Below are 21643 nucleotides of genomic sequence, written 5' to 3'. Positions count from 1 at the left end.
GCAACGCGTTGAAGTAACGGCATGGATTCTAGGGTCTGCGCTGCGTCGCTTCGCTCCTTGCTTCGCCCTAGAATGACGAACCGACGGGTGTTTCGGCCAACGCCAAGGTATCGATTTTGCCAAGCCAAGCTATTTCTGGTTCCACCGGCGGATCACCGGCTCGGTCAGGTCATGCTCGTAGCCGAAGATGCTGAGGCTTGCGGTGTCCAGCACGAAATGCTCGCCGCCGTCAGGCGGCAGTCCGATCCATCGCGCCGCTAGCACGCGCAGGAAATGCGCGCTCGAAAATATGAGCACATTGCCGGCGACAGCGCGAAGCGCGGCGATGATGGCGTCGGCCCTGGCGCCGACATCGCTGGCCTGCTCGCCGCCCGGACAGCCGTCGCGAAACACGTTCCAGCCAGGGCGACCGACGACGATCTCCTTCGTCGTCACGCCTTCATAGGCGCCGTAGTCCCATTCCTGCAGGTCGAGCTTCTTGATCGCGGCCGCCCCGAAGCCGGCCAAGGTGCAGGTATTGAAGGCGCGTTGCGAAGGGCTCGACCATACGGCCTGGAAGGTGAGGCCCTTGAGCCGATCGGCGAGGCCGCGGGCGGCTTGCTCGCCCTTCGCCGTCAGCGGAATGTCGGTGCGGCCGGTGTGCTTGCCCGAGGCGCTCCATTCGGTTTCGCCATGGCGGATCAGGTAGATCTCGGGAAACGTGCTGCTCATGCCGGCCCCTCGCCGCTTGCGACCAGGCCGGACGAAAGGCCCGCGCCACCCTATGCGGCGACCGGCAAAAAGAACAGGCCGCGACCGGTTTTACCGGCCGCGGCCTCTCCAGGCTTGGGAGGCGCCTGACTGGATCAGGCGGGCTGGAGACCCCCGGACAGCGCCAGGTCGGCCTCTTCCGGCAACTGGCCAGCCATGGCGGCGGCGAATTGCGTCTGGTCGAGTTCGCCTTCCCAGCGCGCCACGACGATGGTCGCGACCGCGTTGCCGACGAAGTTGGTCAGCGCCCGGCATTCCGACATGAAGCGGTCGACGCCGAGGATCAGCGCCATGCCGGCGACCGGCACCGAAGGCACGACCGAGAGCGTGGCGGCGAGCGTGATGAAACCGGCGCCGGTGATGCCGGCGGCACCCTTGGAGCTCAGCATGGCGACGAGCAGGAGCAGGATCTGGTCGCCGAAGGTGAGCGGCGTGTCGGTCGCCTGGGCGATGAACAGCGCGGCCAGCGTCATGTAGATGTTGGTGCCGTCGAGGTTGAAGGAATAGCCGGTCGGGATGACCAGGCCGACCACCGAGCGGTTGCAGCCGGCGCGCTCCATCTTGGCCATCAAGCCAGGCAGGGCGGCTTCCGAGGACGAGGTGCCGAGCACCAGCAGCAGCTCTTCCTTGATGTAGCGGATCAGCGCCAGGATCGAGAAGCCGTTGTACCATGCCACCGCGCCGAGCACGACCAGCACGAAGAGCAGCGACGTCAGATAGAAGGTGCCGATCAGGAAGGCGAGGTTGGCAATCGCGCCGATGCCGTACTTGCCGACGGTGAAGGCCATGGCGCCGAAGGCGCCGATGGGGGCGGCCTTCATCAGGATGGCGACGAGGCGGAAGATCGGCGCGGTGAGCGCCTGCAGGAAGTCGACCACAGGACGGCCGCGATCGCCGACCAGCGCGAGGGCGACGCCGAACAGCACCGAGAAGAACAGCACCTGCAAGATATCGCCCTGAGCGAAGGCGCCGGTGATCGTGTCGGGAATGATGTTCATCAGGAAGCCGACGATGGTGGTGTCATGCGCCTTCTCGGTGAAGGTCGACACCTTGCTGGCATCGAGCGTCGCCGGATTGATGTGCATCCCGGCGCCGGGCTGGACGACGTTGGAGACGACGAGGCCGACGATCAGCGCCAGCGTCGAGAAGAACAGGAAGTAGATCATCGCCTTGCCGGCGACGCGGCCGACCTTGTGCAGGTCGGAGACGCCGGCGATGCCGGTCGCCACCGTCAGGAAGATCACCGGCGCGATCACCATCTTGACCAGCTTGATGAAGGCATCGCCGAGCGGCTTCAGCGACGCGCCGAGTTCGGGATAGAAGTGGCCAAGCAGGATGCCGGCGGCGATGGCCGCCAGGACCTGCACATAGAGATGCCGATAAAAGGGCATTTTGCCGCGCGGCTCGGCGGCAGCGAATGTTGTCTGCATGACGTCCTCCGTTGCGCCCCGATCGAAAGGCTCGACCTCCCGGGGCATTTGACCTCCAACAGCCTCGCGACTGCCGACTCCGTCGTTGCAACCCGCGTGCCAGTTTCCGCCGGCGGGCAGCTGCTTTGATTTTGTTGGCTTTTTTCGATCCGCTGGCCGCCCGGTCTGATGGCTACGTGCGGCCATCCGCATGGGTCGAATTGTGTTTTGTGCGAAATCATGCACAGATGGGCGATGCTGCAGCGCCCCGCCGCCGGCTCTATTGCCGGCCTTTCTCCAACGCCCGAGCAGCTCGGCAGAAGGGCGCGCCGGGCCTGGCTGCTGTTTGCCGGCGTGGCGCTCGCCATCATCGCCGCGGCACTCTACGGCGCCGGCCTCTATGGCCGCGCGGTCGAGGTCGACGCGCTTGCCGCACAGGGGCGCACCGACGCCAATCTGAAGGTGGCGCTGCTGCGCGCCGTGCTGGAAAACCCGCGCGCGCTGCCGCTGCTCCTGTCCGAGGACCAGCAGGTGCATGACGCGCTGGCCGCGCGCAGCGCTGCCGCGATCGACGTGCTCAACCGCAAGCTCGAAGGGCTGGTGTCAGGCACCAAGGCGTCGGTGCTCTACGTCACCGGCACCAACGGCCTGGCGGTCGCGTCGAGCAACTGGCGCGAGCCGACCAGCTTCGTCGGCAACGACTACGGCTTCCGCGCCTATTTCTCCCGCGCCATGCAGACGGGGACGGCCGAATATTTCGCGCTCGGCAATGTCAGCAAGCGCCCGGGCCTCTACATCTCGCGCCGGGTCGGCAGCGCCTCGGCGCCGCTCGGCGTCGTCGTCGTCAAGATGGAGTTCGACCAGCTCGAGGCTGACTGGCACGAGGCGAACCGCCCGGCCTATGTCAGCGACGAGCATGGCGTCGTGCTGATCACCAGCGTGCCGTCCTGGCGTTTCATGACGACGGCGCCGCTTGCCGGCGCCACCCTTGCCGAAATCCGCGACAGCCAGCAGTTCGGCGACGCGCCGCTGGTGCCGCTGCCGATCGCGCGGCCGGAAACCTTGAGCGCCGACGTGTCCATAGTGCATGCGATCACGCCGGGCGGCAGCGACGGCGAGTATCTCAGGCTGTCGACGCCGGTCGCCTCGACGCCGTGGCGGCTCGACTATCTCGTTCCGGCCGAGGCGCCGATCGCCGCCGCCCAGCGCGAGATGCGGCTCCTGGCGCTTGGCGTCATCGGGCCGCTCATCGGCCTTGCCGCCTATCTCTTATGGCGCCGGCAATCCGCGCAGATGCGGATCGCCGCCGAACAGGCGACGCGCGCCGAGCTCGAACGTCGAGTCGTCGAGCGCACCGAGGATCTGAGCCGCGCCCGCGACCGTCTGCAGGCGGAGATCACCGACCATCGCAGCACCGAGGCCAAGCTGCAGGTGGTGCAGCAGGAGCTGGTGCAGGCCAATCGGCTAGCCATCCTCGGCCAGGTCGCCGCCGGTGTCGCGCATGAGATCAACCAGCCGGTGGCGACCATCCGCGCCTATGCCGACAATGCGCGCGTCTTCCTCGACCGCAAGCAGACTGCCCCGGCCGGAGAAAACCTCGGCGCAATCGCGGCGCTGACCGAGCGCATCGGCACCATCACTGAAGAGTTGAAAACCTTCGCCCGCAAGGGCCGCACCGCGGCCGAGCCGGTCGAGTTGCGCGGCGTCATCGAGGGCGCGGTGGTGCTGCTCAGGAGCCGTTTCGCCGGCCGGCTCGACGCGCTCGAGATCACGCTGCCGCCGCCTGCGCTCAAGGTGATGGGAAATCGGGTGCGGTTGGAACAGGTGTTGATCAACCTGTTCCAGAACGCGCTAGAGGCACTGGACGGCCGCGACGGCGCCAGGGTCGAGGTTTCGGTCGAGGAAAGAGACGACGGCGTGGTGCTCAGCGTCTCGGACAACGGCCCTGGCATTCCGCCGGCGATCCTGAAATCGCTGTTCACGCCCTTCAACACCTCGAAGGAAAAAGGGCTTGGGCTAGGCCTCGTCATCTCGAAGGACATCGTCGCCGATTATGGCGGGCGCATCGAGGTCGCGAGCGGCGCGGGGGGCACCCGTTTCACCATCCATCTTGCGAAAGCAGCCTAGCATGACGACCAACCAGCCCACCCCGGTCATCCTGATCGACGACGACGCCGATCTCCTGAAGGCGACGCGGCAGACGCTGGAGCTCGCCGGTTTCGCGGTATCGGCGTTTTCGGTGGCGAGGGAGGCTCTGGCCGGGCTCGACGCCGGGTTCGCCGGCGTGGTGGTGTCCGACATCCGCATGCCCGAGATCGACGGATTGCAGCTTTTCGACCACATCGTGGAGGTAGATCCGGCCATTCCAGTCATCCTCGTCACCGGACATGGCGACATCGCCATGGCCGTGAAGGCGATCAAGGACGGCGCCTACGACTTCATCACCAAACCCTTCGCCGCCGACCGGCTGGCCCAGAGTGTGTGGCGGGCAGCGGAGAAGCGCCGACTGGTGATGGAGAACCGCGCCTTGCGCGAGGCGGCCGAGCAGGCACAGGACAGCCTGCCGCTGATCGGCCAGACACCGGCGATGGAGCGGCTGCGCCGGACGCTGAGGCAGATCGCCGACACCGACGTCGACGTGCTGGTGACCGGCGAGACCGGCTCCGGCAAGGAGGTGGTGGCGAGCCTTCTGCACCGCTGGAGCCGCCGCGCGCAGGGCAATTTCGTGGCGCTGAACTGCGGCACGCTGCCGGAGACCGTGATCGAGAGCGAATTGTTCGGCCATGAGGCCGGCGCCTTCACCGGCGCGCAGAAGAAGCGCATTGGCCGCATCGAGCATTCGAGCGGCGGCACGCTGTTCCTCGACGAGATCGAGAGCATGCCGCCCTCGACCCAGGTGCAGATGCTGAGGGTGCTGGAAATGCGCGAGGTGACGCCGCTCGGCACCAACGAAATTCGGCCTGTAGACCTGCGCGTCGTCGCCGCCGCCAAGGTCGATCTCGGCGATCCAGCCCAGCGCGGCGCCTTCCGCGAGGACCTCTACTACCGGCTGAACGTGGTGACGCTGTCGATCCCGCCGCTGCGCGAGCGCCGCGACGACGTGGCCCTTTTGTTCGGCTATTTCGCCGAGCGCGCAGCCGCCCGTTTCCGGCGCGCGATGCCGGCCGTGCCGGCGGCCGTGCACCGGCATTTGAGGGAGCATGATTGGCCCGGCAATGTGCGAGAGCTCGCCCATTTCGCCGAACGCTTCGTGCTGGGGCTTGAAGATGCCGGCCACGCCGAAGGCCCTGCCCCGGCCGAATCGGATGCGGCCATGGCGCTGCCCGAACGGCTCGAGCGCTACGAGGCCGAGATCATCCGCGAGACACTTGGCCGCAATGACGGCGATGTCCGGCGCACGATCGAGGCGCTGGGGATTCCGCGCAAGACCTTCTACGACAAGCTGCAGCGGCACGGCATCGTGCGCAGCGATTTTTCCAGATAATTCAAGCGCGTGGAACGGAAGCCATGCCGCAATCGTTGAATGGCGCCCGCAAACCGTGGCACGTCGGCACCAGAAGATGTTGAAGATCGCGGCGGATGCCCCCGGCAAGGCGCGTTCGGGTTGCGCTCGGCGGATGTTGATGGTTTGTTGCCGGGCAGCGGAGATTGAGTGATGCGAGAACCCGTCGGTCATGACGAATATGGGTCGACCAGCCCCTTCGATCCGGACGAGCTGTCGAGTTTGAACGCGATCGGCCCGGCCATGGGGAGTGGCAACGACTTCGAGAAATACGCCGTCGCGGTCATCATCGTGTTCGGCGCGCTGATCATTGGCGGGCTGATGGCCGCCTCGATGACGTTCGGCCACCGCAACGGCTTCCTGTTCGCGCTTGGCGGCGCGACATCCGCCTGGATATCGGGCAACGCGCTGCTTCTCGACCGTCCCCGCCTCTATGCCCTGTTCGTCGGCATCGCCGCCCTTATGCTCTTGGCTTCCACGCTGACGCTGGTCATCTGACCCGGGCCTAGACCAGTCCTAGCGTTTCACCGTTTCACGGAAACGGCGGAACCGCTTTATCTCTTTGGTTTGACGCAATTCCGGACGGAAGGCTACGGCGAAGTCGCCGAGCCTGACCGTTACACACTTTTCCTGAAATTGCTCTAGTATCCAAGCGCCTCGCCTGCCGCGGCGCGGCTGTCGATGGCGCCGTTGTAGCGGGCGCCGCCGCCCTTCTCGATTTCGCCCAGGCTCTTGCCGCCGACCAGGATGCCGGCTGCCTGGCCCCAGGTCTTGTCGGCGAGTTCGAGATGGTAGCCCATGCCTGCAAGCAGCCTCTCGGTATCCGGCGACAGCCCGAACGGCTCGACATAGACCGTGTCCGGCAGCCATTGGTGATGGATGCGCGGGGCGTCGATCGCCTCCTGGATGTTCATGCCATGGTCGATGACGTTGACGATCGCCTCCAGCGTGATCGTGATGATGCGCGAGCCGCCGGGGCTGCCGATGACCATGAACGGCTTGCCGTCCTTGGTGACCACGGTCGGGCTCATCGAGGATAGCGGCGTCTTCTTCGGCTCGATCGCGTTGGCCTCGCCCTGGACCAGCCCGTAGAGATTGGGCACGCCCGGCTTCTGGGTGAAATCGTCCATCTCGTTGTTGAGCAGGATGCCGGTGCCGTCGGCAACGACGCCGGCGCCGAAGGAGCCGTTCAGCGTATAGGTCACCGCGACGGCATTGCCATCCTTGTCGATGATCGAATAGTGGGTAGTCTCCTTCGACTCGCCGAAGCCTTTCGGCATCAGGTCTTTCGACACGCCCGCGCGGAACGGATCGATCTTGTCACGAATGTCCTTGGCGTAACCCTTGTCGAGCAGCTTCTCGACCGGATTGTCGACGAAATCCGGGTCGCCGAGCGCCGAGTTGCGGTCGACATAGGCGTAGCGCATGGCTTCGACCATGACATGCACCGTTCCGGCCGACCCCGCGCCGAGATAGGACAGCGGATAGAGCTCGAGCACGTTGAGAATTTCGCAGATGATGACGCCGCCGGAACTCGGCGGCGGCGAAGAGATGATCTCGTAGCCGCGATAGGAGCAGGTCACCGGCTTCAGCTCGCGCACGGCATATTGCTCGAAATCGCTCTTGGCGAGGATGCCGCCCTTGGCCCCGCTTGCCTTGACGATCGCATCGGCGATCGCGCCCTTGTAGAAGGCGTCCGGCCCCTTTTCCGAGATCGACGACAGCGAAGCGGCGAGGTCCGGCTGAACGAGCTTCTCACCGATGCCATAGGGCTTGCCGTCCTTTTTCAGGAAGATGGCGGCCGCCGCCGGGTCCTTGGCCAGCCGTTCGGCGCCGCCGGCGAAGGAGGCGGCGTCGCCCTGGTTGAGGACGAAGCCGTCCCTGGCGTAGGCAATCGCCGGCGCCATCAGGTCCTGCCTGGTGAGCGTGCCATACTTCTGGCGTGCCATCTCGAAACCGGCGACGGAGCCCGGCACGCCGACGGCGAGATAGCCGTCGAGGCTGGCGCCCTTCACCGGCTTGCCGTCCTTGTCGAGATACATGGTCTTGGTCGCGGCGAGCGGTGCGCGCTCGCGGAAATCGAGGAAGGTCGAACGGCCGTCCTTGAGGCGGATGGTCATGAAGCCGCCGCCGCCGATGTTGCCGGCGTTGGGATAGACGACGGCCAACGCGTAGCCGACGGCGACCGCGGCATCGACAGCGTTGCCGCCCTTCTTCAGCACATCGACACCGACTTCCGAAGCGAGATGCTGGGCCGTCACCACCATGCCGTTCTCGCCCTTGGCTGGGGCCGGCGAGGCGGCGAAGACGGCGGCCGATGGCGTGAGGGTGAGGGTAAGCGAAAGGCTGACGGCGATCAGCGTCCGACGGGTGAGTTGCATGGCGGGGACTCCGGGGCGTGGGGGACGCCTAGGAAAGACCCTTGGAGCGCGATAGTCCAATAACAATTGAATAATCGAAACGGCCCGCTGGGCCGGCCTCCGCTTCGGTCTTTGTCCGAAGGATAGGAAATGGCCGAGGTCAGCGCTGCCCCTCATCGCCTTGCCGGGCACTTCTCCCCGTATAGTGACGGGGAGAAGGGGCGCTCTCGTCGGTGGCTTCGCCAATCGCCAAGCTGGCAGAGCAGACGCCGAGGTCGCAGCCAGCGCTCTTCTCCCCGTTCACGGAGTGAAGGTGCCGGCAGGCGGATGAGGGGCAGCGTCGACAGTGACGATTATCGAAAAACTGCCTGGAGCAATCGCCGACTTGGCCTCAAACAATCCCACCACCGCCGCCGGCGACAGCCGGCCGTTCGGCCGCGACCTTCGCCCGGTAGCCGGCGGCGCGATAGGCGACGACCGGATCGATGGCGCCGCCGGTCCTCAGCCGAGCCATGGCCAGGATCGGCTCGACGTCGGTGCGATAGGCGGCTTTCAGGGTCTGCGTCGCCATCAGCGCGTCGTTCGCTTCCTGGAACCCTCCAGCGCCTTGCGGTCGACCAGCAGCGCCTGCGCATAGGCGCGCTGCACCTCGACCGCCGACAGCATCAGGCTTTCGATCGGGTCGGTGACGTTGTGGCTCTGGTCGAGCATGTGCGCGGGATCGAACCCCTTGGCATCGGAAAGCTCGGCATCGACCAGTTCGTTGAAGACCAGGAACAGCCGGTAGGGGTCGATCGAGCCGGCATCGAGGTCGTCGTCGCCATATTTGGAATCGTTGAAGTGGAAGCCGCCGAGCTTTTTGAACTGGATCAGCCGCGATACGATCATCTCGATGTTGACGTTCGGCGCATGGTGGCCGAGGTCGACCAGGCAGTAGGCCTTGTCGCCGAGTTCCCTGGCGATGATGTAGTTGGTGCCCCAGTCCTGCACCACCGTCGAATAGAAGGCCGGCTCGTACATCTTGTGCTCGGTGAACAGCCGGCAGTCGTCCGGCAGCCCAGCATAGATCTCGCGCATGGCGTCGAGGTAGCGCTCGAAGGCCTTGGCGAAATTGACCTGGCCGGGGAAGTTCGAGCCGTCGCCGATCCACACCGTCAGCGCCTTGGAGCCGAGCGTCTCGCCGATCTCGATGCATTCGAGATTGTGCTCGACGGCCTGGCGGCGCGTGCCGGCATCGGCGTGCGACAGCGACCCGAACTTGTAGGAAAGCTCCTGGTCCTTGGCATCGGAGAAGGTGTTCGAATTCATGGCATCGAAGCCAAGGCCGAAGCGGGACGCCGCCTGCCTCAGCCGGTTCGGGTCGGCCTTGTCCCAGGGGATGTGCAGCGAGACGGTCGGCGTCGCCTGTGTCAGCTGGCTGATGACGGCGCAGTCCTCGATCTTGTCGAAGATGTCGCGCGGTTCGCCGGCGCCGGGAAAGCGGGCGAAGCGGGTGCCGCCGGTGCCGACGCCCCAGGACGGGATCGCCACGGCGAATTTTTCGACCTTGTCGCGGATGGCGTCGATGGCGATGCCGCGCCGGTCGAGCCGCTCTCCGAGCGAGGCGTAGTCGCGCTCGAGGTCGACCTTGCGGGCGGCGTTATGTTTGGCGACGAGGTCGGCGGAAATTATGGCTTCAGACAATGCTGTTCCTCCCAAGAATGCGTTCGGCCGGCGCTGCCCCTCATCCGCCTGCCGGCACCTTCTCCCCGTAGAGTGACGGGGAGAAGGGAAGCGCTCCAGCGCTGGCGAGCCCCCTCTCCCCGTCCTTACGGGGAGAGGGTAAGGGTGAGGGGCAGCGCCGTCATTGACAATTTACCGCGTAAAGCTCTGCGCGTTGCCGGCGTCGACGTTGACGATGTTGCCGGTCGACTTCGCCGACATGTCGGAGGCGAAGAAGTAGATCGCCTCGGCGATGTCTTCGGGGAAGACCGAGCGCTTCAGCATCGAGCGCGAGCGGTAGTGTTCTTCCAGGTCGTCGGTCGACATCTTGTAGGCGGCGGCGCGCTGTTCCTTCCACTCGCCGGACCAGATCTTGGAGCCGCGCAGCACGGCGTCGGGATTGACGACGTTGACCCTGATCTGCGCCTCAGCGCCCTCAAGCGCCAGGCAGCGCGCGAGATGGATCTCCGCCGCTTTGGCCGTGCAATAGGCGGCGGCGTTGGGCGAGGCGGCAAGCCCGTTCTTGGAGGCGACGAAGACGACGTTGCCGCCGATCTTCTGGGCGCGGAACAGCCGGAAGGCCTCGCGCGAGACGAGGAAATAGCCCGTGGACAGGATGTCCATGTTCTTGTTCCACAGCGCCAGTGTCGTCTCCTCGATCGGCGCCGAGGAAGCGAGGCCGGCATTCGAAACGAGAATGTCGACACCGCCGAACTCGACCGAAGTCTCGGCGAAGCCCGCGACGACCTGGTCCTCCGAGGTGACGTTGATCACCACCGGCCGGACGAAATCCTTGCCATAGGCTTTCGACAGTTCGTCATTGGCGCTGGCGAGCGCAGCCTCGTCGATGTCGGCCAGCACCACGCAGGCGCCTTCGCGCAGCAGCCGGTTGGCGGTGGCGCGGCCGATGCCGCCGGCGCCGCCGGTGACCAGCGCGATCTGGCCTGCCAGCGCCTTCGGCTTCGGCAGACGCTGCAGCTTGGCTTCCTCGAGCTGCCAGTATTCGATGTCGAAGGCCTCCTGCGCCGGCAGGCCGACATAGGACGAGACGGTCGAGGCGCCGCGCATGACGTTGATGGCGTTGACATAGAATTCGCCGGAGATACGCGCCGTCGCCTTGTCGCCGGCGAAGGTGAACATGCCGACGCCAGGCATCAGATAGACAACGGCATTGGGATCGCGGATGGCGGGCGAGTCCGCATGCTTGCAGCTGTCGTAGTAGGCCTGGTAGCCGACGCGATATTCGGCGATGTCGTCGGCGAGACGCGCAATGACGGCGTCGACGTCGGGTTTCGCCGGGTCGAATTCAATCACCAGCGGCCGGATCTTGGTGCGCAGGAAATGGTCAGGGCATGAAGTGCCCAGTGCTGCCAGCGGCCGCAGATCCCTCGAATTGACGAATTCGAGCACGGCGGGCTGGTCGTCGAAATGGCCGAGCTTGTGGCTCTTCTCCGAGATCAGGCCGCGGATCCTCGGCATCAGCTTCGCGGCAATCGCGCGGCGCGCAGGCGCATCGAGCGACTTCACCACTTCGCCGCCGAAGATAGCCACGCCCTCGGACCGACGCTCGAACCACTCGATCGCCTGGTTGATCACCGAGATCGTCGTCTCGTAGCACTCCTTCGGCGTGTCGCCCCAGCTGAACAGGCCGTGGCTTTCGAGGATGACGCCTTTCGCCTCGGGGTTTTCCAGGCAGAATTTCTCCAGCCACAGGCCGAGCTCGAAGCCTGGCCGCTTCCAGGGCAGCCAGCCGATAGCATCGCCAAAGATCTCCTTCGTCAGCGCCTTGGAATCCTTCGCCGCGGCAATGGCGATGATAGCGTCGGGATGCATATGGTCGACGCAAGGCTTCGGCACGAAGGCATGCAGCGGCGTGTCGATCGAGGCCGCGCGCGGATTGAGGTTGAAGGTGCAGTGCGGCAGGTAGCCGACCATCTCGTCCTCATGCGCGAGGCCGCGATAGAGACCTTTCAGCGCGCGCAGCTTGTCCATGTAGAGCGTGGCGAAACCGTCGAGCTTGATCGAGGCGCTGTCGCCGCCCGAGCCTTTGACCCACAGTACCTCGACCTCCTCGCCGGTCAGCGGGTCCTTCTGCCAGACCTTTGACGAGGTGTTGCCGCCGCCATAGTTGGTGACGCGCTTGTCGGAGCCGAGCGTGTTGGAGCGATAGACCAGCAGCTCCGGGTCGCTCAATCCCTTGGCCTTCGCATCATCCCACAGATTGGCGAGGCGCGAGCCGGAGCGCTTGTCGAGCATAGGTATCCTCCCTTGGGACGCAAAAAGGTGCGGTCCTTTTCGCGGGGAATGTCTACGCAAGACGCCCTCTTGTCAATCATAAACGATCAATATCGATCATATTGCACTGCACAAATGAAATTATATGATCGGAAATGATTGACACTGCTCGTTTTGAGTGCCTAGATGCTCAGGCAGGGAGGAACCATGCACGAAAAAGAGCGCCACAGGATCATTCTGTCCGCCGTCCAGGAAAAGCCTGTGGTGACGGTGCAGGAGATGGTCGACCTAACGGACTCCTCCGAGGCGACGATCCGGCGCGACATCGCGGCGCTGCATGTGCAGAAGCGCCTGCGCCGGGTGCGCGGCGGCGCCGAGGCGATCTCGCCGCCGCAGTTCATCGGCCTCGCCGGCCGCCCCTTCTCGGTCAACGAGACGCTGAACGCCGCGCAGAAGCGCGCGATCGCCCGGGAAGCGGTGAACCTGTGCAAGGACGGCGAACCGATCATCATCAATGGCGGCACCACCACTTTCCAGATGGTGCATTTCCTGACCGGCCGCCGCATGCCGATCTTCACCAATTCCTTCCCGATCGCCGAGCACCTGCTCAAGCATTCCAAGAACACGGTGATGCTGTCCGGCGGCACCATCTACCGCGAGCAGAACATCATCCTGTCGCCGTTCGACAATGACGTGACGCGCAACTTCTACGCGCGCCGCATGTTCATGGGCGCCCAAGGGCTGGGGCCGCTCGGCCTGATGGAAGGCGACCCGCTCTTGATCCAGGCCGAGCAGAAGCTGATCGACCAGGCCGACGAGTTGGTGGTGTTGGTCGATTCCTCGAAATTCCGCATGCGCTCCAGCCTGATCCTGTGCGGACTGACGCGCATCGCCACCGTGATCACCGACGACGGCATCGAGGACCGCGAGGCCAAGATGCTCGAAACCGCCGGGGTAACGCTGATCGTCGCCCGCAAGGCGGCACAGGAAGAATCTTCACTGCAGGCCTGAGCGGCCCGCAGCGGCGATGGAAATGCAACGCTCAAGGGAGGATATTCGATGAGCTTTTTGAAGAAACTGCTGGTTACGGCGGCCTTTTCCGCCGCCATGTTCGTGAATGCCGCCTATGCAGAGAACGTCAAGATCGCGCTGGTGGTGAAATCGCTCGGCAACGGCTTCTTCGACGCCGCCAACAAGGGCGCCGAGGAAGCGGCCAAGGAACTGGGCGATGTCGAGGTGATCTACACGGGCCCGACCAAGGCGACCGCCGAGGCGCAGATCGAGGTGATCAACTCGCTGATCGCGCAGAAGGTCAATGCGATCGCGGTTTCGGCCAATGACGCCGACGCGCTGGTGCCGGTGCTGAAGAAGGCGATGGAACGCGGCATCACCGTGATCTCGTGGGACTCCGGCGTTGCCAAGGAAGGCCGGCAGTTGCACCTCAACCCGTCGGACACCGGCCTGATCGGCGAGACCATCATCAAGCTCGCCGCCGACTACCTGCCGGAAGGCGGCGACGTCGCCATCCTCTCCGCATCGTCGACCGCGACCAATCAGAATGCCTGGATCGAGGCGGCGAAGAAGGTGCTGCCGGAGAAGTTCCCGAAGATCAAGCTGGTCGCCACCGTCTATGGCGATGACGACTCGGCCAAGAGCACCGACGAAGCCAAGGGCCTGCTGAAGTCCTATCCGAACCTCAAGGCGATCATCGCGCCGACCACCGTCGGCGTCGTCGCCGCCGCACAGGTCGTCACCGACGCGAACCTGATCGGCAAGGTCAACGTCACTGGCCTGGCGCTGCCGTCCGAGTTCAAGAAGTTCATCGACAACGGCGCCAGCCAGGCGGTCGCGCTGTGGAACCCGATCGACCTCGGCTACTCGGCGATCTACCTCGCCCATGACCTGGCAGTGAAGAAGGAAGAGGCCAAGCCCGGCGCCACGCTGTCGATCGGCCGCGTCGGCAAGGTGACGCTCGACGACACCAACTCGGCTGCGATGGCTCCGCCCTTCCAGTTCGACAAGACCAACATCGAGAAGTTCTCCAAGATCTATTGATCCTGGTCGACTTCAAGCTCGTGCGGCGGGACAATTGTCCCGCCGCATCTTCAAACGGACCTTCTCTCAGGGCCTGATACGGATATGGACACGACAGCCCAGCACAAAGTGGAGACGGAACGGCCGCTTTCGGGCCCGGCCCAGCCGGCCACCCCGCGCCTGACGCTCTCCGGCATTTCGAAGAGTTTCCCCGGTGTCCGCGCGCTGCACAATGTCAGCCTGTCGCTCTATCCGGGCCAGGTGACGGCGCTGATCGGCGAGAACGGCGCCGGCAAGTCGACGCTGGTCAAGATCATGACCGGCATCTACCAGCCCGACGCCGGCGAAATCAGCATCGACGGCGAGGCGACGACGCTGCACAGCGCGCATGCCGCCTTCGGCCACGGCATCACCGCCATCCATCAGGAAACGGTGCTGTTCGACGATCTTTCGGTCGCCGAGAACATCTTCCTCGGCCACGCGCCGCGCACCCGTTTCGGCACCATCGACTGGCGCACCATGCGGAAAAATGCGCGCGAGGTGCTGGAGACGATGCGCGCCGGCCATATCGATGCCGACGCAAGGCTGAAGGACCTCGGCATCGCCAACAAGCATCTGGTCGCGGTGGCGCGGGCGATGTCGATCGATGCGCGCATCGTCATCATGGACGAGCCGACCGCCGCGCTCTCGATGAAGGAGATCGAGGAGCTTTTCCTGTTGATCGAATTCCTGAAGAGCGAAGGCAAGGCGGTGCTGTTCATCAGCCACAAGTTCGATGAGATCTATCGCATCGCCGACCGCTACACGGTCTTCCGCGACGGCGAGATGGTCGGCGAGGGCCTGCTCAAGGATGCCGGCCAGAACGAGATCGTGCGCATGATGGTCGGCCGCAACGTCGACCACATCTTCCCGCAGCGCGAGCCGAAGATCGGCGCGCCGGTGCTTTCCGTATCCGGCCTGTCGCATCCGACCGAGTTCGACGATATCGGCTTCGAGCTGCGCAAGGGCGAGATCCTCGGCTTCTACGGCTTGGTCGGCGCCGGGCGCAGCGAGGTGATGCAGGCGATATCGGGCATCACCCGCACCAGCCGCGGCACGATCACGCTGGACGGCAAGCCGATCGCGCCGAAATCCGCCGCCGACTCCATCGAGGCTGGCATCGTCTACGTGCCGGAGGAGCGCGGCAAGCAGGGCGTGGTGATCGGGATGCCGATCTTCCAGAACGTTTCGCTACCCTCGCTCATGCACACCTCGAAATCCGGCGTGCTCAGGCTGGCGGAGGAGTTCGCGCTCGCCCGCTCCTACACCGAACGGCTGGATCTCAGAGCCTCATCGCTCAGCCAGGATGTCGGCACGCTTTCGGGCGGCAACCAGCAGAAGGTGGTCATCGCCAAATGGCTGGCGACTGCGCCCAAGGTGATCATCCTCGACGAGCCGACCAAGGGCATCGACATCGGGTCCAAGGCCGCAGTGCACGGCTTCATGGCCGAGCTCGTCGCGCAAGGCCTGTCGGTGATCATGGTGTCCTCCGAACTGCCGGAGATCCTCGGCATGTCGGACCGTGTCGTCGTCATGCGCGAAGGCCGCATCGCGGCCGTCCACGACAACAAGGGGCTCGATGCCGAAACGCTGGTTAGAACCGCAGCGGGGATCGCGGCATGAAGAATTTGCGCAAATACCGCGAGATCTGGCTGCTTGCGGCAATCGCGGTGCTGATCGGCCTGATCTCGACCCGCTTCCCGGGTTTCGCCGACCCGGCCAATCTGCGCCAGGTGTTCAACGATACTTCGATCCTGATGATCCTGGCGCTCGGCCAGATGGTGGTGATCCTGACGCGCTCGATCGACCTGTCGATGGCGTCGAACCTCTGCTTCACCGGCATGGTGGTGGCGATGCTCAACGCCGCGCATCCGGCGATCCCGATCCCGGTGCTGATCGTCATCGCGCTTCTCGTCGGACTGGTGCTCGGCGCCATCAACGGCTTGCTGGTGTGGCGGCTGAACATCCCCTCGATCGTGGTGACATTGGGCACGCTCACCATCTATCGCGGTGCGACGTTCGTGGTGTCCGGCGGCGCCTGGGTCAATGCCGACCAGATGAGTCCGGACTTCATCAACTTCCAGCGCGCCGCCTTCCTCGGCCTGCCGGTGCTTTCGTGGATCGCGCTTTTGGTGATCGCGCTGTTCTTCGTGGTGATGACGCGCACGCAGATCGGCCGCTCGATCTATGCCATCGGCGTCAACCCGACCGCCTCGGTCTATGCCGGCATCGATGTCGGCCGGACAAAATTCATCGTCTTCTGCATTTCCGGCATGATCGGCGGGCTCGCCGGCTATCTGTGGATCTCGCGCTATGTGATCGCATCGGTCGAGGTCGCCAACGGCTATGAGCTCAACATCATCGCCGCCTGCGTCATCGGCGGCATCTCGATCGCCGGCGGCATCGGCTCGGTCGGCGGGGCGGTGCTCGGCGCGCTGTTTCTCGGCATCATTTCCAACGCGCTGCCGGTCATCAACATCTCGCCCTTCTGGCAGATGGCGATATCGGGCAGCGCCATCATCCTGGCCGTGGTGCTGAATGCGCGCGGTGAGCGCCGGCAGGGCCGCATCATCCTCAGAAAGGCGGAAGCGGCATGACCGACGCCCCTCACCCGCGCCACACCCCCGCCCGGCTCGACAAGCCGCTCTCGTCCGCGATCTTTTCCTGGGAGGCGCTGCTCGTCGTCATCGCGGTTCTCATCTTCACGGTCAACAGCTTCGCCTCGCCCTATTTCCTCGACCCGTGGTCGCTGTCGGACCTGACTTTCAACTTCACCGAAAAGGCGCTGATCGCGCTCGCCATGGCGCTGTTGATCATTTCCGGCGAGATCGACCTATCGGTCGCGGCGATCGTGGCGCTCGCCTCGACGATGATGGGGATGGCCGTGCAGGCCGGCGCCGGAACGCCGGTGCTGGTGGCCATCGGCATCGTTGTCGGGCTCGGCTGCGGCGCCTTCAACGGGCTGCTCGTCACGCGGCTCGGCCTGCCTTCCATTGTCGTCACCATCGGCACGATGAGCCTGTTCCGCGGCATCGCCTTCATCATCCTCGGCGACCAGGCCTACAAGGGCTATCCGGAGAGCTTCGCCTTCTTCGGCCAGGGCTATGTCTGGTGGGTTTTCTCGTTCGAACTGTCGCTGTTCCTCGTCGCCGCGCTCATCTACTGGTTCGTGCTGCATCGCACGAGCTTCGGCCGCCGCGTCTTTGCCATCGGCAACAATCCGGTCGCCTGCCAGTTCTCCGGCGTGCGCGTCGACCGCATCAAGTTCATCCTGTTCTGCCTGACGGGGCTGATGTCCGGCATCGCCTCGGTGCTGATTACCTCGCGGCTCGGCTCGACAAGGCCGTCGATCGCGCAAGGCTATGAGCTGGAAGCGATCACCATGGTGGTGCTGGGCGGCGTCTCGATCCTCGGCGGCGCCGGCAGCATCCTGGGCGTCGTGCTCGCCGCCTTCATCATGGGGCTGGTGACTTTTGGGCTCGGGCTGCTCAACGTGCCGGGCATCGTCATGTCGATCTTCATCGGCCTCTTGCTGATCATCGTCATTGCGCTGCCCATCGTCTGGCGGCGCCTGCGCGAGGGAAGCTTCGCCTGATGGAAAAATACGCCTTCAAGATGAAGCTCAATCCCGGCATGAAGGCCGAGTACAAGCGCCGCCACGACGAAATCTGGCCTGAGCTGGTGGCGCTTTTGAAGCAAGCCGGTGTCTCCGACTACTCGATCCATCTCGACGAGGAAACCAACATTTTGTTCGGCGTGCTCTGGCGCAGCGATAGCCACGGCATGGCCGAGCTACCCAGCCATCCGGTGATGCAGCGCTGGTGGGCGCACATGGCCGATGTGATGGAAACCAGGGCCGACAACGAGCCGGTGGCGGTGCCGCTGGAAACCGTGTTCCATATGGCATGATTGGCCCGCATTTCTCACACGCTGCCTGCCGGGTTCTCCAACCGACCCTCGATCGAGTGTGAGAAATGCGGGTAAGCCACGTCGCCGTCATCGATATCGGCAAGACCAACGCCAAGGTGGCGCTTGTCGATCTCGCGACCCTGCGCGAGACGGCACTGCGCCGCAGCGCCAACGCGCCCCTCACTGACGGCCCCTACCCGCAGCACGACATCGAGCGCCTGTGGACGTTCATCCTCGATAGCCTCGCCGAACTGCACCGCGAGCAGCGCATCGACGCCATCTCGATCACCACCCATGGCGCGACGGCGGTGCTGGTCGACGCCGACGGCGGCCTGGCGCTGCCGGTGCTCGACTATGAATTTTCGGGACCAGACGAATTCGCCGAGGACTATGACCTCATCCGTCCGCCCTTTGTCGAGACAGGCACGCCGCGCCTGCCGGCCGGCCTGAACATCGGCCCGCAGCTCTTCTGGCAGCAGAGGCGCTTTCCAGCGGAATTTGCCAAGGCGGCCGCAATTGTGATGTACCCGCAGTATTGGGCGCTTCGGCTAACCGGCGTCGCGGTCAACGAGGTGACATCGCTCGGCTGCCACACCGATCTGTGGAACCCGTGGACGTCCGACTACTCGTCGCTGGTCGACAAGATGGGCTGGCGTCGGCTGATGGCGCCGGTGCGACCGGCGAAGGAGCGGCTAGGACCGATCCTGCCGGCCCTCGCCCGGCGAATCGGGCTCGACCCGCAGACACCGGTGTACTGCGGGCTGCACGATTCCAACGCCTCGCTGCTGCCGCATCTCTTGTCCGACCGGCCACCCTTCTCCGTCGTCTCGACCGGCACCTGGGTGGTTTCGATGGCGGTCGGCGGCGGCAAGGTCGAGCTCGATCCGGCCCGAGACACGCTGGTCAACGTCAACGCGCTCGGCGATCCGGTGCCTTCGGCTCGCTTCATGGGCGGGCGCGAGTTCTCGCTGCTGACCGACGGTCAGCCGCAGGACTGGAGCGAGGACTGCGTCGCCGCCGTGCTGGCGCGCAGGACGCTGCTTCTGCCCTCGACCCAGCAGGGATCGGGGCCGTTCCCGCTGCGGCAAGCACAATGGCTCAATGCCGACGGAACGAGCGGCGGCGAGCGCTTCGTCGCCATCTCCTTCTATCTGGCGCTGATGACCGCGACCTGTCTTGGGCTCATCGGCGGCGACGGGCCGACAACCGTGGAAGGACCCTTTGCCCGCAACCGCCTCTTTACCGGCATGCTGGCGGCGGCGACGGGGCGCACGGTCATCGCCTCCGAGGCCGCCACCGGCACCAGCATCGGCGCAGCACTTCTGGCATCCAAAGAGACGCCCGCGCACAGCAAGGTCGAGACAATAGAACCGCAAACTGATCCCATCTGGGCGGCCTATTTCAGCGCATGGCGCGGGGCGGTCGAAGCGCGGATCTGATCAGGTCACGAATGATAAGAAGAAGTACGAAGAATACAATATCGCCATATTAATGGCGTAAAAAGCATGCCGGATCGGAAAATGCACTTTGCTTACTGACGAAAATGTTAAAAATATGATTGAAACCAAACAGAAGTATATAATTAGCTGGATTAATAAGAAATCCAACTGAAAGCCACTGGATTGCGAAATAGATCTATGCAATACTTAATAGACAAATACGATTCACATTCCGAACCTCCATCCCCTCAACATAATTTCCACAATTGTTGGCTTTTTAAAAAATGCAAGCAGACGATCCTGATAAAAATGCCATTCCAGCGAACAAGATGGAATTAACCCTGCCGACGTCCCCAATTAGTCTCACCCACGCATCCAACTGGATTCAAAATTTCTGGGTTGAGGTTAAGTTCCGCGCCGATCGCAAGTCAATTTAGCTATAGAATCCGCTTGCCGAAGGCCGACATGACGAAGCTGACGGCATCGGTGGCGATCCTGGGTTCGAGATCGGCGGTGAAGCCAGAGACGCTCATCGACAAGAGCCCGCCCGAGAGTGCCACCGCCTCCATCGCCTGATGCGTTTCGCGCACCGTGAGCCCGCCCGAGCCTGCCGCCCAGCCGGCGAATTCGGTGACCTCGGGCGCATAGGCGACGTGGAACCCTTGCGTGCCTGAGGAGGCGATGTGGATCGCCTCGCGCATCACTTCCCCCATGCCCGTGGCGTCGATGTCGGTCATGGTGAAGGCGGAGACACGCGAATCCGCCAGCACGCGCGCCTCGGCCGGATCGGCGTGGCGCAAGCCGACGATGACGATGTTTTCCGGCGAAAGCTGCGGCTGCAACGCGCCCGGTTTGTGATCCAGGCCCAACATGCGGGCGAGCACCGAAGCCTCGGGCAGGTCGATGCCTTCGATCTCCTCCGGCATCAGCGCGGCGATGGAATCGATCCAGATCAGGCCAAATGAGTGTGTCGCCCGCGCGGTCGCGGCAAGTGCCGTGTGGGCAATGCGGCGGTCGGCGCCGGCGGTCAGCCGGATCAGGCCCGAAGGCGGCCGTTCCGCGTCGGCCAATTCGACGACATCGAAGTTCATCGCCTCAAGCCGCGCCCCAGTCGCCTCTCGGGCGAGGATCCCCGCCGCCGACGGCTCGGCCGAGATCGACACCATCTTGCGGCCGGAATAGTCCTCGACGTCGTGCATCGGGGCCTTCTCGACATATTCGGAGGTCATGGCGAGAAGCATGGCGCCGTAGCTCATGCGGAAGGCGAGGCGGCCGCCGACGACGGGAGGTGGATCGGCGTCCTGCACGTCGAGCAAAAGATGATCGCTGGAGGCGCCAAGCACGCGCACGCCCTTGGCGATCGGCATCAGGCCTTCGACCAGCACGTCCTCGCGGCCGATATTGGTGATTGCGCGCAGCCTGTCGCCCTCGTCGGGAAAGACCGGCTGGTTGCCGAACGCGTCGTAGCCGGACTGGCCGATCGGCCGCGATGGCTTCTTCTTGACCTCGATGATGTCGGCGGTAAGCCGGCAGGCATCGAGCTCCAGCGCTTCCCAGGGCGGATCGCGAAAAGTTTCCAGCCCGCCCTGCAGGATCGCCTCGCCGACCCTCAGATTGTTGATGCCGGCGGGGAGCCGGCCTTCGAGCAGCAGCGGCAGCGAGGACGAGGCACCGCCCGAGATCCAATCGAGGCTTTTGCCCGACAGACGCTCGATCTTGTAGGCATGGGCGACGAGCTGGCCGAGATTCTCCTCGGTCGGCAAGATGGCGCCGAAGCAGCCGAGATTGGTGCCGATGCCGGCAATGCGCACGCCCTTCATCTCCAGGATCTGCTCGACAGTCGGCACAAGGTCGTTCGGCCAGATGCCTTCCCGCAGGTCGCCGAGGTCGACCATCAGCATGATGTCGTGGACGCGGCCCATGCGTTCGGCGATGCGGGCGATCTCGCGAATGATCGAAAGTTCCGACTGCAGGCTGATGTCGACGGTCCGCACCACCTCCTCGACGCGGGCGATGGGCGGGCTGCGCAAGAGCATGATCGGCGCATTGATGCCGCTGTCGCGCAACCGGCGAATGTTCTCGAAGCGTGACTCCGCGATGCCGGCAACGCCGCCGCGCAGCATGGCGCGCGCCACCTGCGGCATGCCGCACATGCCCTTGGTAACGCCGAAGACCTTGATGCCGGATTGCGCGCAGCGCTCGACGACGGTGCGCGCATTGCGCTCGATGCGGCCGAGATCGATGGCGACTTGCGGTCCCGACATC

At 64.5% G+C, this 21643-nt stretch carries 15 protein-coding genes and 1 pseudogene; 10 read left to right on the top strand and 6 right to left on the bottom strand.

Features of this window, described 5'->3' with window-relative positions:
- Positions 1-129: 129 nt before the first annotated feature.
- Both EN738_RS03325 and EN738_RS03320 read right to left on the bottom strand, forming a co-directional pair.
- A complete protein-coding gene (locus EN738_RS03325) occupies positions 130-711 on the bottom strand; it encodes a histidine phosphatase family protein (protein WP_127282441.1) in 582 nt (193 codons plus the stop codon).
- 134 nt (positions 712-845) lie between these two features.
- Complete coding sequence (locus EN738_RS03320; RefSeq protein ID WP_127282440.1) at positions 846-2180, bottom strand: dicarboxylate/amino acid:cation symporter; 1335 nt, start codon at positions 2178-2180, stop codon at positions 846-848.
- 234 nt (positions 2181-2414) lie between these two features.
- Between EN738_RS03320 and EN738_RS03315 the strand changes: the two genes are divergently transcribed.
- From EN738_RS03315 to EN738_RS03305, 3 genes are all read left to right on the top strand, one after another.
- A complete protein-coding gene (locus tag EN738_RS03315; RefSeq protein WP_127282445.1) occupies positions 2415-4286 on the top strand; it encodes a sensor histidine kinase in 1872 nt (623 codons plus the stop codon).
- Between the two features lies 1 nt (position 4287).
- Positions 4288-5643, top strand: coding sequence for a sigma-54 dependent transcriptional regulator (locus tag EN738_RS03310; RefSeq protein ID WP_127282439.1), 1356 nt, complete (start codon positions 4288-4290; stop codon positions 5641-5643).
- A gap of 171 nt (positions 5644-5814) precedes the next feature.
- Complete coding sequence (locus tag EN738_RS03305) at positions 5815-6159, top strand: hypothetical protein (protein ID WP_127282438.1); 345 nt, start codon at positions 5815-5817, stop codon at positions 6157-6159.
- A 143-nt stretch (positions 6160-6302) separates the two neighbouring features.
- Here the strand turns inward: EN738_RS03305 and ggt are convergent, their stop codons facing one another.
- The 3 genes and pseudogenes from ggt to EN738_RS03290 all read right to left on the bottom strand — a co-directional run bounded on the left by ggt (position 6303) and on the right by EN738_RS03290 (position 11978).
- Entirely contained in the window at positions 6303-8042 is a 1740-nt protein-coding gene (gene ggt / locus EN738_RS03300) for a gamma-glutamyltransferase (RefSeq protein ID WP_127282437.1), read from the bottom strand.
- Positions 8043-8412: 370 nt separating this feature from the next.
- A pseudogene (gene rhaI, locus EN738_RS03295) lies at positions 8413-9704 on the bottom strand (L-rhamnose catabolism isomerase).
- A 171-nt stretch (positions 9705-9875) separates the two neighbouring features.
- A complete protein-coding gene (locus tag EN738_RS03290) occupies positions 9876-11978 on the bottom strand; it encodes a bifunctional rhamnulose-1-phosphate aldolase/short-chain dehydrogenase (protein ID WP_127282436.1) in 2103 nt (700 codons plus the stop codon).
- A gap of 186 nt (positions 11979-12164) precedes the next feature.
- On the opposite strand from EN738_RS03290, the gene EN738_RS03285 reads away from it, so the two are divergent.
- The 7 genes from EN738_RS03285 (at position 12165) to EN738_RS03255 (ending at position 19378) form a co-directional block, all read left to right on the top strand.
- Positions 12165-12968 (top strand): DeoR/GlpR family DNA-binding transcription regulator, encoded by an 804-nt coding sequence (locus EN738_RS03285; protein ID WP_127282435.1) that lies wholly within the window; start codon positions 12165-12167, stop codon positions 12966-12968.
- A 48-nt stretch (positions 12969-13016) separates the two neighbouring features.
- Positions 13017-14012, top strand: a complete 996-nt coding sequence (gene rhaS / locus EN738_RS03280) for a rhamnose ABC transporter substrate-binding protein (protein ID WP_127282434.1) — start codon at positions 13017-13019, stop codon at positions 14010-14012.
- A gap of 84 nt (positions 14013-14096) precedes the next feature.
- Entirely contained in the window at positions 14097-15653 is a 1557-nt protein-coding gene (locus EN738_RS03275; RefSeq protein WP_127282433.1) for a sugar ABC transporter ATP-binding protein, read from the top strand.
- Positions 15650-16627 (top strand): ABC transporter permease, encoded by a 978-nt coding sequence (locus EN738_RS03270; protein ID WP_127282432.1) that lies wholly within the window; start codon positions 15650-15652, stop codon positions 16625-16627. Before EN738_RS03275 ends, EN738_RS03270 begins: the two co-directional genes overlap by 4 nt.
- Positions 16624-17625, top strand: a complete 1002-nt coding sequence (locus tag EN738_RS03265; RefSeq protein ID WP_127282431.1) for an ABC transporter permease — start codon at positions 16624-16626, stop codon at positions 17623-17625. The genes EN738_RS03270 and EN738_RS03265 overlap by 4 nt, the downstream gene beginning before the upstream one ends.
- A complete protein-coding gene (gene rhaM, locus EN738_RS03260) occupies positions 17625-17939 on the top strand; it encodes an L-rhamnose mutarotase (RefSeq protein ID WP_187331374.1) in 315 nt (104 codons plus the stop codon). The genes EN738_RS03265 and rhaM overlap by 1 nt, the downstream gene beginning before the upstream one ends.
- 65 nt (positions 17940-18004) lie before the next feature.
- A complete protein-coding gene (locus EN738_RS03255; RefSeq protein WP_127282429.1) occupies positions 18005-19378 on the top strand; it encodes an FGGY-family carbohydrate kinase in 1374 nt (457 codons plus the stop codon).
- A gap of 437 nt (positions 19379-19815) precedes the next feature.
- On the opposite strand, the gene EN738_RS03250 is transcribed toward EN738_RS03255, so the two are convergent.
- The gene (locus EN738_RS03250) at positions 19816-21642 is read right to left on the bottom strand and encodes an alanine racemase (protein WP_127282428.1); all 1827 of its coding nucleotides are present in this window, start codon (positions 21640-21642) and stop codon (positions 19816-19818) included.
- Position 21643 lies beyond the last annotated feature (1 nt).

It is taken from the genome of Mesorhizobium sp. M4B.F.Ca.ET.017.02.2.1 (assembly GCF_003998955.1).
In the GTDB taxonomy this organism is placed as follows: Bacteria; Pseudomonadota; Alphaproteobacteria; order Rhizobiales; family Rhizobiaceae; genus Mesorhizobium; species Mesorhizobium abyssinicae.
The sequence above is the reverse complement of the archived record's forward strand: the minus strand, read 5'-3'. Positions and strand labels throughout refer to the sequence as shown.